The 12,954-nt window shown below is 62.1% G+C and carries 10 protein-coding genes; 6 read left to right on the plus strand and 4 right to left on the minus strand.

The features are described from left to right. Positions 1-12: 12 nt before the first annotated feature. On the plus strand, positions 13-720 hold the full coding sequence (gene serB, locus LAD35_RS15325) for a phosphoserine phosphatase SerB (protein ID WP_224149864.1): 708 nt from the start codon (positions 13-15) through the stop codon (positions 718-720). Here serB and LAD35_RS15330 read toward each other — a convergent pair. From LAD35_RS15330 to LAD35_RS15340, 3 genes are all read right to left on the minus strand, one after another. Beyond that, positions 677-2,701, minus strand: coding sequence for an ATP-binding response regulator (locus LAD35_RS15330; RefSeq protein ID WP_224149865.1), 2,025 nt, complete (start codon positions 2,699-2,701; stop codon positions 677-679). The genes serB and LAD35_RS15330 overlap by 44 nt on opposite strands. 232 nt (positions 2,702-2,933) lie before the next feature. After that, a complete protein-coding gene (locus LAD35_RS15335) occupies positions 2,934-4,484 on the minus strand; it encodes an ABC transporter substrate-binding protein (protein WP_224149866.1) in 1,551 nt (516 codons plus the stop codon). Between the two features lie 57 nt (positions 4,485-4,541). Continuing rightward, positions 4,542-5,198: a response regulator gene (locus LAD35_RS15340; protein ID WP_224149867.1), complete on the minus strand. Its 657-nt coding sequence runs from the start codon at positions 5,196-5,198 to the stop codon at positions 4,542-4,544. A 376-nt stretch (positions 5,199-5,574) separates the two neighbouring features. On the opposite strand from LAD35_RS15340, the gene LAD35_RS15345 reads away from it, so the two are divergent. The 4 genes from LAD35_RS15345 to LAD35_RS15360 all read left to right on the plus strand — a co-directional run bounded on the left by LAD35_RS15345 (position 5,575) and on the right by LAD35_RS15360 (position 11,560). Then, on the plus strand, positions 5,575-6,150 hold the full coding sequence (locus LAD35_RS15345; RefSeq protein WP_224149868.1) for a hypothetical protein: 576 nt from the start codon (positions 5,575-5,577) through the stop codon (positions 6,148-6,150). Positions 6,151-6,167: 17 nt separating this feature from the next. Continuing rightward, positions 6,168-7,541: a CsgG/HfaB family protein gene (locus LAD35_RS15350; protein ID WP_224149869.1), complete on the plus strand. Its 1,374-nt coding sequence runs from the start codon at positions 6,168-6,170 to the stop codon at positions 7,539-7,541. A 131-nt stretch (positions 7,542-7,672) separates the two neighbouring features. Next, on the plus strand, positions 7,673-10,741 hold the full coding sequence (locus LAD35_RS15355) for a beta strand repeat-containing protein (protein WP_224149870.1): 3,069 nt from the start codon (positions 7,673-7,675) through the stop codon (positions 10,739-10,741). A gap of 273 nt (positions 10,742-11,014) precedes the next feature. After that, on the plus strand, positions 11,015-11,560 hold the full coding sequence (locus tag LAD35_RS15360) for an ABC transporter substrate-binding protein (RefSeq protein ID WP_224149871.1): 546 nt from the start codon (positions 11,015-11,017) through the stop codon (positions 11,558-11,560). A gap of 137 nt (positions 11,561-11,697) precedes the next feature. On the opposite strand, the gene LAD35_RS15365 is transcribed toward LAD35_RS15360, so the two are convergent. Beyond that, positions 11,698-11,964 (minus strand): DUF3820 family protein, encoded by a 267-nt coding sequence (locus LAD35_RS15365; RefSeq protein WP_224149872.1) that lies wholly within the window; start codon positions 11,962-11,964, stop codon positions 11,698-11,700. Between the two features lie 189 nt (positions 11,965-12,153). Here LAD35_RS15365 and LAD35_RS15370 point away from each other — a divergent pair, with 189 nt between their 5' ends. Next, a complete protein-coding gene (locus LAD35_RS15370; protein ID WP_224149873.1) occupies positions 12,154-12,942 on the plus strand; it encodes a MetQ/NlpA family ABC transporter substrate-binding protein in 789 nt (262 codons plus the stop codon). Positions 12,943-12,954: the final 12 nt, after the last annotated feature.

Consider the following 12,954-nt stretch of genomic DNA (forward strand, 5'->3'; position numbering starts at 1 on the left):
GCATCCACCCCCATGACTGCCACGCCCCCGCCCACCATCGAAATCAAAGGCACGCTTCCCTTCAACAAGCTGGCTGATTACAAGCTGATCGCGTTCGACATGGATTCGACCCTGATCACCATCGAGTGCATCGACGAGATTGCCGACATCACCGGCAAGAAGGCCGAGGTGGCAGCCATCACCGAGGCGGCGATGCGCGGCGAGATTACCGATTACAAGGAAAGCCTGCGCCAGCGCATGGCTCTCCTCAAGGGCGTGCCGATTGCCGACATCGAGCGCGTGCTGCAGGAGCGCCTGCAGTTGACCCCAGGCGCCAAGACCTTGATCGACGCTGCCCATGCAGCAGGCCTCAAGGTGCTGCTGGTATCGGGCGGCTTCACCTTCTTTGCAGACCATGTCAAAGCCCAGTTGGGCATTGATTTTGTGCGCGCCAACATCTTTGAAGTGCAGGATGGCAAGCTCACCGGAGGCCTGGTGGAGCAAAGCTGGGGCGACATCTGCGACGGCGAGGAAAAGCGCCGCACGGTGCTGGGCCTGGCGTCGCTGATGGGCATTGCGCCTGCCCAGGTGATTGCCGTGGGCGATGGCAGCAACGACCTGCCGATGATGCGCGAGGTGGGCCTGTCCGTGGCCTACCATGCCAAGCCCCGCGTACGCGCCGAGGCCAAGGTGGCCATCAATCAGGGCGGTCTGGATCAATTGCTGGAAGTGTTTCCATAAACTCCTCCATGTCCAGCCGCAGGCCCAGCTCGCGGCTGAGCAGGTCATGCAGTTGGCGTGGGTCGATGGGCTTGTGCATCAGGGTGGCGCCCATGGTATTGGCCAGTTGCAACCGCCCTGGCGCGGTGTCGCCCGTCAGGATGATGTAGTGCGGCAGGTGCGTCTGCCATGGCGGGTAATGGGCAATCGCTTCGCGCATCGCCATCACCACCATGCTGCCGTCTTCGGTCTTTGACAGCCGCAAGTCGGTCAGCACCACATCGAACGGGCGGCTTGCACTGTCCTGCGCACGCCGCAGCAGGCGCTGCACCTGGCCAACGGTTGCCGCACTCGCCACCTCGCACTGCCACTGCTCCAGCATGCTTGACAGGCCAATGCGCACCAAAGGCTCGTCGTCCACTACCAGCACCCTCATGCCGGCAAGCGGCTCATACCCCGCATTGTCGGCGTCTTCCCACAGGCCCGACACCAGGCCATAGCCACCCGCAGGCGCGGCCTCTGCCATCAACGCAACGCGGAACACCGAGCCCTTGCCCAGCCGCGATGACAGCGACACCTGCACGTTCAGGATGTCTGCCAGCTCCCGCACGATGGCCAGCCCCAGGCCAAGCCCTTTGCCGCCGGGTCCATGGTCCTCACCGACCTGTCGGAACTCCTGAAAGATCAGCTCATGGTGGGTAGGCGCAATTCCCAGGCCTGTATCCCACACTTCAATGCAGCGCTGCAGGCCGCGCTTGCGCACTGCCAGCAGCACGCCACCCTGGTCGGTATAGCGCAGCGCGTTGGAGACCAGATTGCGCAACAGCATGAAAAGCAGCGACTGGTCGGTGTAGACCCAGTCCTCGCTGTCCCGCACCCGGAAAAGCAGGCCCGCCGCATCGGCCTGTGGGCCAAACTCCTTCTCCAGGCGGCGCAGAATGCCGGCAATGGCCACCGGCTGGAGCTTGGCGTCCAGCACGCCGGCCTCGATGCGCGAGTAGTCCATCAGCGTATCGAGCATCTCGCGGCTTGCGGCACTGGCCGCGCGCGCGTGCTCCAGCACGCTCGCCTGCGGCGGCGTCAGGCCCGAGCCGCGCAGGGTTTCCAGAAACAGGTTGAGTGCCTGCACCGGTTGGCGCAGGTCATGGCTCACACCGGCAAGGACACGGTTCTTGTCGTGCACCGCATTCTGCGCATGACGGGCATGGTCGCTCAGGTGCTTTTTGTACGACGCAATGGCATGCGCCAGCTGATCAATCTCATCGCCATGGAGGTCGGGCGCGGTGTGGATACCGCCGAATTCGTCATCGCGCACTTCGCGTTGCAGACTGACAATCCGCCGCGATACCGAGGCATCCATATAGATGCCGGCAGCGATCACAATCAGAATCAACGCAGTCACCAGCCAGTTGAGGCGCTCCTGCTGGTTGGCCACGTCGCGCGAGAGCTGGCGGCCTCTCTCATTGAGCTCGCGGCGCAGGTCTGCGGCCACATGGCTGGCCAGCAAGGAGAGCTTGGTGGCAAGAGCCTGGCTGCCCGCCACCAGCGCGTCGGTCTGCATCGCTGCTTCGCCATTGACCGAGGGCTCGAACACTGCGCCGCTCAACTGGCCCACCTTCACCCGAAGCGCTTCGCGCGCGGTGACCAGTTGCGGGCCCAGATCGCGCAGATCGCCACTCGCCACCAGCTCGGTCACCAGCTTGTCCAGCCACAGCATGCGGTCGGTCAGCTCCATCATGTTCAGGCGCCGTTCGCTCTGGCTGTTGCTTTGCCCCACCAGGCGCGCGTAGCTTGCCACCATCTCGCTTTGCTGCATCAACCGGGTGCTGGCAACCAGTTGCTCCATTTCGACGTTTGCCAGGCGCCGCACTTCCTGGTCAGTCCGCTTGAGCCCCCGGATCGCAAATACAAAGACCAGGGCAATGCCCAGTGCGACTACCGTCAGGATGATCAGCAGCCTGGCAGTGACCGAAGGCCTGGCGAGCTTCAAGGAGCGGGACATGCGCCTACGCCCATGAACACCAGACAGGAAAGACACCCTTGCGCGCGGCGGCCCGAAAGCCCCGCTTGGCAACGCCCGCCTTCATAACCTGGCTGTAGAGATGGAAAAACATGGTGATTCGTGCTTCTGTTCATTGGATTGCATTGAAACCCGTCACACCCCGATACCCGTGAACACCAATCGCTCCATCGCTCTGTTATTGAAAGGGCTTGCAGAGACTGCATGGCTTCACTCAGTTCTGCCAACGCAGGTTCTCTATCGCAAACACGGGGACCGGGCAGTGCTCCCACATACCTGTCAGCTCGCGACGGATGAAATTTCGCTCGGGCCGCAGCTGGATGAAGAGATTGACCGCATCCTCCGTGATCTGGCGCTGGGCCTGCCCCAACTGTTCGTTGCGTTCGGCGTCGCTGCGCGCGGCGCGGACCTTCTCCCAGATTTTCTTGAAGGCGCGGTTGTCATAGTTGAAGTAGTAGCCGTTGCGGGCGTAGATGTTCAGGTCCATGGGCTCGACGTGCATGATGACGGTCATGTCGTAGTCCTTCTGCTTGAATACCTTGTCCAGCCAGGTCGGCCAGTCCATGGTCACGATTTCGACCTGAATACCGATGGCCTCCATCTGCCGGGCCACGATCAGGCTGCCATAGCGCCCATAGTCCGTGGGCGGCAAGGCCAGCTTCAACACCGTACCCGGCGCCACCCCGGCTTCACGCAGCAATGCCTTGGCGCGTTCCACGTCATAGGGGTAGCGGTTCACCAGGTTCACGTACGCAGGGTGGAATGGCGAGAAATGCGAACCGATGGGCACAGCCTGGATCAGCGGCCCATAGATGCCATGGTATTCACGGCGGTCGATGGCATGGCTCAGCGCCCGGCGTACACGCACGTCATTGAGCGGCGCACGGGCATTGTTCAGCGCCACGATCTGCTTGCCCTCGACGCCGCGCGAAGTCATCACATAGTCGGACCGTCCCGCGAAGGCGCCAGTCAGCCGCGTTACGCTGCTCAGCACATCAATGCGGCCTTCGGCAAGCATGCTCTCCGTCTCGAACGAGGTGGTCATGAAAAGGAACTGCGCCTCACGTATCTGCGGTTTCTGGGAGTTCCACCAGGAGTCATTGCGCACCAGGCTCACCGAATGGCCGCGCTTCCACGGCTGCACCCTGTACGGCCCCGTGCCCACCGGTCGTACGGCATTGGTGTCGGCCGTATCGGGATGCACCATGACGGCGCCCGGCAGCGCCAGCGCATAAGGCAACAGACTGTCAGGTGCGGAAAGGTGGATGCGCAGCATCTGTTCATCCACTGCCTCGACCGACGCGACCTTGTCGAACCATTCGAGGTAGGCATTCATGCCCGTCATCTTCATCATGCGCTGCAGGCTGAAGACTGCCGTATCTGCATTGAATGGTTTGCCGTCGTGGTAGAGCACCTGCTTGCGCAGCTCGAAGTCGACCGTCTTTCCATCCTTGCTGACCTGCCACTGCGTTGCCAGCCGAGGCCGCACCTGACCTTCCCCGTCGATGAAGGTCAGGCCTTCATAGACGTTGGCATAGGTGATCTCACTGGCAGTCCCTGCGCTGGTCGTGGTGATGTCCAGCGATGGAGGCTCCAGTTGGATGCCGATGCGCAGGCTGTCCGAGCCAGCCCAGGCGGGCAGCAGACCCAGCCAGCACACCAGTCCCAACAACCATGACCGCCATTGCCGCAGCAGGCTGACAAGCTGCTGGCCCAACCCGCCTGCCGGGTGTCTGCGCTCAACTCCAGTGCCTTGCTCTGCCATACTGCATTCCTCCTGCCCACCGCCCGCGCCATCTGCTGCATGGGCTGGCGCTTGTGTCTACTTGATCGGCATGGCCGGCAGAACGCCACTGCGCTGCGCGTTCAGCACGGCCTGGGTACGGGTTTCAGCGCCAAAATGCTTCAACACCGATGCCACCTGGTTGCGGATGGTGTGCTCGCTCAGGCCAAACTGCCTGGCAATTGCCTTGTTGCTATAACCCTTGGCCAGCATCTTGAGCACTTCGTACTGGCGCACCGGTAGTTCGCTCTCTCCTTGCGCCAGCGGTGGCACGGTACAGAGGTTCACGGGTTTGCTGCGGCTGACTGGCTCCATTCCCGGGCTCCTGCGCAACCAGTGCTGAACCTGGGCGCATATCGCATCGGGTTGCATGGATTTGGACATGAAGCCTGACGCCCCCTGGCGCACTGCGTCCTTCATCAACTCCGGATGGTCATGGCCGGAGAGCATCACCACGAAGGCACGCGGCCAGCGCTTGCGCACATGGTCAATGCCGGCCAGTCCATCGCAGCCGGGCATGCTGATGTCCAGCAACACCAGATCTGCCCAACACTGCAGCGCAACCGCCTCCTCCACGGAACTCGCCTCATGAATATGGGCCTGCACCATGTCGCTGGTCGACAGCATCATTCGCAGCCCCTTGCGGAACATGGGGTGGTCATCAACCAGCACAACCGATGGCAATGGAAGCGTCATGTTCACCCCTCGTCTTTCTCTTTTGATAATTTTTGGTGCAAACGCATACATGTCGTTACCTTACATCCAAAACAATCCGTAACCAATAGTTCATTTGTACTAATTCCGATACAGCAATGACTTTGCCATCAATTTGCCCAACTATGAAAATTAACAAGCAATTGATAAATATATAAAAAACAATCAAATTGAACCATCGACCCGGCGCGGCTTAATCGATTTTTCCCGCCGTAGCCTAGTACATCTGAACTATTTACGATTGTTCACCAAAAAATGACGATGCAGCCATGCGAAGGCATTGCTGCGATGCAGTCAGTGCACTCGCACTTCCATCCGCCTGGCCTGCAGCAGGCGGATCCACCAATGCGAGGACGACATGAAAAAAACCACCACCTATCTGGCCGTTGGCTTGCTGACGGCGACCGCCCAGGTCCATGCACAGGGCTGGCTCGGCGAATCCGTGCCATGGCAGTTCCAGACCAGTGCCGACCGTGCCAACCGTGCCTTGGTCAACGATCTGGTAGAGAAGAAAAAAGGAGGCTACTACGACGCCTTCAAAAGCACCTACATCACCAACATCGAGCGGCAGGTCAACTGCAATTTCCAGCCCACCTCGGCTGGCAACAGCAGCGCTGCCGACCAGGCCAACAACGTGGCATCGCCAGTGACCAATGCCTCGTCGGGCACCAGTGCCAGCAGCACCGGCAGCTCCAGCGAGAGCCGCGACAACCTCGGCCGCGGCGGGGTCTCCAACAACAACCAGAGCAACACGGGGCCCATCACCAGCGGCGTGCAGGGCAGCCCCTCGACCACTACCACGGCGCCCATCAACAGCGATCGCTCCAATGGCCAGCAGGACATGCAGGTCGCGCAGAACAACAGCGGCAACCAGACCACGAACGTGAACGGCAGCTCCGCCTGCCAGTTCAGCTCCAGCGGTGCCATCAACTAAGCGCGGCGGAGGACACCATGCTCACACTCACCAAGCACACAGGTCCCGCACTGCAGGCGGGGCGCAGCAAAGTCCTGCCCCTGTCCACCCTGGCGTCCGCCTTGCTGTTGGGCGGCTGCGCGCTGCCCACCTACCAGCAGGTGCAGATGGCCGAAGGGGAAGCCGCTGTCATGCAAGGCCCCGGACCGCGCCACAACGGCACTCCGCTCGACGGCGTGCTGGCCTGCATGTCGCACCGCATCGTCGCGCAGCAGGGCGGAAGGGCCCCCCTGTCCGTGGCCGTCGGCGACATCAAGGACTACACCGGCAAGTACTCGCAGGGCGATGGCAATGTCGTCACCCAGGGCGGCGCACTGATGGTCTACTCGGCGCTGGGCAAGCTCGGCGGCGCGATTGACGTGCGGGAGCGCTTCGACACCCGCGTGGCCGAGCTGGAGCTGGCCTACACCGACCGGCGCCAGCTGGGAGACGGCAACTCGCATGCCCTTGCTGACGACAAGGGCCAGCGCGCCGTGCCCTGGCTTCCGTACTACGGTGGCTCCATCCTCAAGTCCGACTACTACATCATCGGCGGCCTGACCGAGGTGAACTACAACATCCAGTCCGGCGGCATCGAGGCCCAGGTCAACCAGATCGGTCCACGGTACCGGGTCTTCACCATGAATGTGGGTGCGGACCTGCGCATTGTCGAGACCCGAACCCTGCGTGTGGTGCGTGCCGTCAGCCTGCAAAAGCAGATCGTGGGCCGGGAAATCGGTGCCGGCATCTTCCGCTTCTTCGGCAGCAACCTGTTCGACATCAACGCCGGCAGCAAGGATCTGGAGCCCGTGCAGTTGGGCGTGCGCACCACGCTGGAGCAAGGCGTGATCGAGCTCATCAGCACCATCACCCAGACACCGGCAGCACCCTGCATGGAAAAACCAGGTACCGCCGAGCAGGTGAAGGCAACCGCCGCAGCACCGGAAGAACCTCCTCCCCCCTCTACCCCGGCCCAGCCCACTGCAGTTGCTCCGCAAGCCGCAGTGGCCACCGAGCCGCTGCAGGAAAGCACAGCCGCTGCACTCACTGCACTGGATGTGGTTTTCGAGGAGAACTCCAACCGCATTGCACAGCAATCGGCTACTGCGGCTGAAACCGTCTCCACGCGCCTGCGTGCCGGCCAGGGCGTGCGCATCGCCTTGCTCGCCCGCGAGCGCGAAGCCGACCAGAACCCCACCCGCCGCGACGAATTGACCGACGCGCGCATTCAGGCCTTTCGCGGCCTGCTGGCACAGCATGGCGTACCGCCCGATCAGATACGTGTCACCTGGCGGCCATCCCCAGGCGACAACACCGTGCATCGCTACGGCGCCGGCTACCGGCTGCTGACAAAGCTGCAGGTAACACCCTGAGACTTCACCGCATGTGGACTGGTATCAAAAACATAGCTGATAGCGCCCAGGTCAAAAGCGCTTGAGGCCAATTTCATCCCTTTTTCAAGAGTTCCTCCCCCGCCACGCTCCATTTTTCCAAGGAGAGCACCATGTCACGTCACACCACATCCCCATCACGCCGCCTTCCACGGCACCATCTGGCGCCCCTGGCCGCAGCCGTGGCCCTGCTGAGTGCTGCCCTCGGAGCGCAGGCACAGATCATCAGTGCTGGCCCGCCCTCGGTCATCGGGTCCACGCCATCACAAAGCAGCAGTGGCCCCATCACTGCAAATGGCGGTGCAAACCTGGTTCTCGGTACTCTGGACCCGGTAACCACCAACAACAGCAACAACAGCATTGGCTCCAGCGCTCACGGCAATGAGCACCAGTTGGCCCCTGGAGCCACAGAAGCGCTCTCCATCACCAGCCAGGCCGGAGCGGTGAACCCCGTTGTAGCCGCAACCCAGTTGGTCACAGGCGCGGTCACTGCCAATACCACCAACTCAACCATCGGCATCGACACCACCGGCGCTGTGAATGCGCTGGCCAATGCGGGCAGCCGCATCGGCGCCACGGCCAATGTCAGCGGCAACGAGGTGTCCTCTCAGGCCACAGGCAATTCCGACGTCGCAACCATGGCCATCAGCGCCCCAACCCTGGTGCTGGCCACGCCTGCGATTGCCGGCTCCGCACAAACAGCGGCAAGCAACATATCGGCCAACACTGCGGTGCGACTGCTGGGCGCCAGCATTCAGCCCCGCAGCGGCAGCTGGACGGATCTGACGATCAACGTCTCCGGCAACGCGGCAGACACCAACGCCACGGCCAACCAATCCAAAGCCGGCATCAGCGTCACCGCACCGGCAGATCTGACCATCTCCGCCAGCGGCGCGCTCATCAGCGGCGCGACCCAGCAGCAGGCCGGCACCACCAGAGCCATCAGCACCGTAGACACGCTCGGCACCCTGATCCAGGGCACCCTCATCTCGCCCAGCCCCTCGGACAGCAGTTTCAACACCAGCGGCAACCAGGCCACGGCATCGGCACAGGGCAACCAGCAAAGCAACCAGATTGCGGTAGCTGCAGGCTCCGTCCAGCTTGATGGCACACTGCCTGCGTTTGCCAACACGATCCAGACAGCCAGCGGCAGCACCCAGGCGCAGAGCGTCGTAGGGACGCTGGGCGTCAGCAACGGGTCTACCAATTCGTCGGGCAACCAATACATCGTCAACGGCAATACCGCAGGCGCCAGCGCCAGCGGCAATGCAGGAAGCACTGGTGTTTCCGTTCTGGCAGACAGCAACATCTCAGGTCCTGCGGCCATGGGACCCGAAGCCATTGTGACGGTGGGTAACACCCAGACCTTTGCGGGCACGGGGGTCAGCGCCCTCACCAAGATCACACTGCTGGGCTCCTCCATGGCTCCATCGCCTCTTGGCAACTCCAGCGGCGACACCCAGACCATTTCAGGGAACAAGGTCTACGCCTCTGCCCAGGGCTCGGATGCCACCAATACCGCCACCCTGCAAGCCAGCGGCGGCATCGACAATACCGGCGCTGCAATGACCAACCTGCAAAACCACGTAAGTGGCAATGTCAGCGCCACCACCGAGGTGACGGCACTGGGCAGCCGGGCACTCTTCTCCCAGGATGGAAGCCAGACGGTGACCGGCAACAGCCTGCAGGCCACGGCGCAAAGCACCCGGGCAAGCAATGCAGTCTCCATTACAGGCGGTGCGCTCGACTTCACCCCTGCAGCCATTGTCAATACCCAGACGCATACAGCGGGCAACACCAGCGCCACCGTGGATGTGGCGCAGTTGGGCAGCGTCCGCACCACGCTGGGCCCCTTGCCCATCAACACCTTCACCCGGGACCAGCAAACGGTGAGCGGCAACACCCTCACCGCCGTCGCCAGCAGCCAGACCGCCAGCAACCAGGCAGCGATCAGCGGCAGCAGCCTGGACAACGCGGGCGCGCTCATCGCCAACACGCAGACCCATGTCTCGGGCAATGTCAGCGCCACGGTGGCCAACCTCAACCAGGTCAGCCCTGCCCCAGCACCAAGCCCCATCATGACAATGGTGGGCGTTGGCGCACTGTCCTTGTCTGGCGGGCAAAGCGTCGTATCGGGCAACAACGCCAGCGCCGATGCCAACATCAACCTCGCGGCCAACAGTGCTGCACTGAAAAGTGACACCAGCATGAATGGCGCTGGCAGCGGTGCCATCCTGGGCAACGTGCAGGATGCGCAAGGCGGTAATGCAAGCTCGCTGGTACAGGTCGATTTCGGGGTGTCGGGCCTGCGCTCGGGCGGGCATGAGGCCATCGTCTCGGACAACAGCGCCAGAGCCAGCGCCAGCCAGAACCAGGCCATCAATGCCATCAGCCTGAAGGCCGGGACCAATCTGGTGGCGCCCACCCTTCAGTTGGGCAGTGACCAGAAGGCCGCTGGCAATACCAGCGCCACGGTCACCACCAACCTGCTGACCGGCACGGGCGCGGGCAACAGTGGAGCCACGACCGTCAGCGACAACCAGGCAAGCACCAGCGCACGCGCCAACGTTGCCAACAACGTACTCGCTCTTGACTCGGTCACCGCCAGCGGCGGCCTTGCAGGCGTGCTGTCGAACGTGCAGGCCAATGGTGGCCAGGTCAATGCCAACACCACCATGACAATCGGAGTGCAGGGCGCCCTTGACACGGGAGCCGTCACCGTCTCCGGCAACGCGGTCGATGCGCTGGGAGCAGGCAATGCCGCGCTCAACAGCATCAACGCTGCGGCAGGCACCGCCTTCAACGGCAACAGTGCGAATCTGTTGAACACGCAGACCAACAACGGCGCCATCACCGCCACTGCCGCGCTGAACGCTCCCGCAGGCCAGCCCATGGTGAGCGGCGGTGCCAGTGGCTCCAATCTGCTGAACAACACGGTCACCGCCACGGCCTATGGCAACAATGCAGTCAACCAGATCAACATTGTCGCCTTGCCCGGCCAATTGGCAGCCAGCACCAACCTGACCTCGACGCAGATCAACACCGGTGCGGTGACCGCCACTGCCGGTGGAAATATCAGCAGCGGCGGTGTGTCGACTGGCAACAATATCTCCGGCAACCGCATCAGCGCCGTGGCCGTGGGCAACAACTCGGTGTCGTCCATGACACTGGGCGTGAAATAAGCGGCACCCTCACTGCCGCCCGGGCGGACGCATCGTCCCTCGCCGTCCGCCCTTTTGCCCACCACCGGTGGGCTCTTTTGCCTCTGCCTTGCTCAGGGCAGCCCGTGATTTTGCACGGCGTCCGAAGCAGCGCAGAAGCACCATGCCCTACAATCAGCTTCAGCTTGCGCTACCCAGAACGAATAACCAAAGCGCAGCCTCCTGGCCACTGTTTCTGCTTGCAACGCGCAGCTTGATATCCGCAGTGGTGGCCCTCATCTCTCCAGGGTCGGCATGACACTGCATTCGCAGGCTGTCACCTGCCTTTGGCTGTTTTTCTTGAATGGGACACTTGTGAATTCTTCGTTTCGTACATCCGCCTCCGTGATCGCTTTGACCGTTGCTGGCCTGGTGCTGCCAGGGCTGGCCCATGCCAAGCGCATGGGTGGCGGTTTCAAATCGCGCCCTGCAGCTACGCAGAAGGCCGCGCCTGCGCCTGCAGCCACGCCCGCTGCCAATACAGCAACCAAAGCAGCCCCCGCCCCTGCTGCACAAACACCCGCCGCTACCAATTCTGCAGCAGCAGCGACGCCAGCCGCTCCTGCCGCTGCCGCCCGCCCCAGCATGATGGGCACCATGGGCGCCGCAGCCGTGGGCGCTGTTGCAGGCACCATGGCAGGCAGTGCCATGGCCGGAGCCATGGGTGGCGACAAGGCCAAGGAAGAGGCCGCCGCCAAGCAAGCCGAAGCCAAGAAGGCAGAAGCCGAGGCAGCCGACTTGCAGAAGAAGGCCGACGAAGCCAAGGCCAAGGCAGAAGCCGCACGCGCTGCTGCCAAGTAAGCAGCCCGCTCGGGCTGTACAGCCCGGTGGTTAAAAAACAAAAGCCCGCAATGCGGGCTTTTTTCTCGTTATGGGGCGAGAAAAGAACCCGGTCCCCCGTGCAGTGCGGTAGCTCCCAAGGTGCTGCCAGCAACCGCTCAACGCTTTGGCTCTGGCAATTGCTCGGCCAGCGCTGCGCGCAAGGGCCGCAGCAGCTCGCCCAGGCCGTTGTGGTCGATTTCATGCATCAGCGCCAGCAGCCTGCCCAGATCGCCCTTGGGAAAGCCTTCGCGGGCAAACCAGTTCAGATAGTTGCCGGGCAAATCAGCAATCGCGCGGCCCTGGTACTTGCCAAAAGGCATGGTGGTGGTCAGCAGGCGCAGCAACTGTGCAGGATCGGAGCCCAAGGCATTGGCGGAGGTCATGGCAGCAAGCATAGCGGAGCGAAACTGCGTCAATATCATATAAAGACATTAATCCTTATAACCAAATCTCTTTATATTCTTTGGACGAGGCTTTTTTTGCCGCTAGACTTGGCACCCATCTTGGTTCAGTCCCATCAAGAAAGACTTCATGTGTTGCCGGGGCTGGTCTTTTTACTATTGCAAAACACCATGTTCAAAAAAACGCTTTCCGTTCTCGCCATCGCGGCTCTGGCCGTGTCTGCCCACGCTGCCGACGTGGTTCTGAAAGTGGCTGCGACGCCCGTGCCGCACGCCGAAATTCTGAATTTCGTCAAACCCAAGCTCAAGACTGAGGGCGTGGACCTGCAGGTCAAGGAGTTCAGCGATTATGTGCAGCCCAACGCCGCCGTCGAAGACAAGCAGCTCGATGCCAACTTCTTCCAGCACCAGCCTTATCTCGACAGCTACAACAAGGACCGCAAGAGCAGCATCGTGGCCGTCCCCAATGGCAAGGTGCACGTGGAGCCCTTTGGCGCCTACTCCAGCAAGATCAAGAACATCAAGGATCTGAAGGACGGCGCAACCGTTGCCATCCCCAATGATCCCTCCAATGGCGGCCGCGCCCTGCTGCTGCTGCAAAAGCATGGCCTGATCGAGCTCAAGGACGCCACCAAGCTGACCTCCACCCCGCTGGACATCGCCAAGAACCCCAAGAAGCTGAAGTTCAAGGAACTGGAAGCGCCCCTCCTGCCACGCGCACTGGCAGACGTGGATGTGGCCCTGATCAACACCAACTACGCCATTGAGGCCAAGCTGAACCCGACCAAGGACGCGCTGTTCATCGAAAGCTCGGATTCGCCCTACACCAACATCGTTGCCGCCCGTGCCGATCGCGCCAATGACGAAGCCATTGCCAAGCTGACCCGCGCCCTGCACAGCGAAGATGTGAAGAAATTCATCCTGGAAAAGTACAAGGGCGCCGTGGTGCCTGCCAACTGAACTGACACCAGC

The sequence above is a fragment of the Comamonas odontotermitis genome, assembly GCF_020080045.1.
GTDB classification, from domain to species: Bacteria; Pseudomonadota; Gammaproteobacteria; order Burkholderiales; family Burkholderiaceae_C; genus Comamonas; species Comamonas odontotermitis.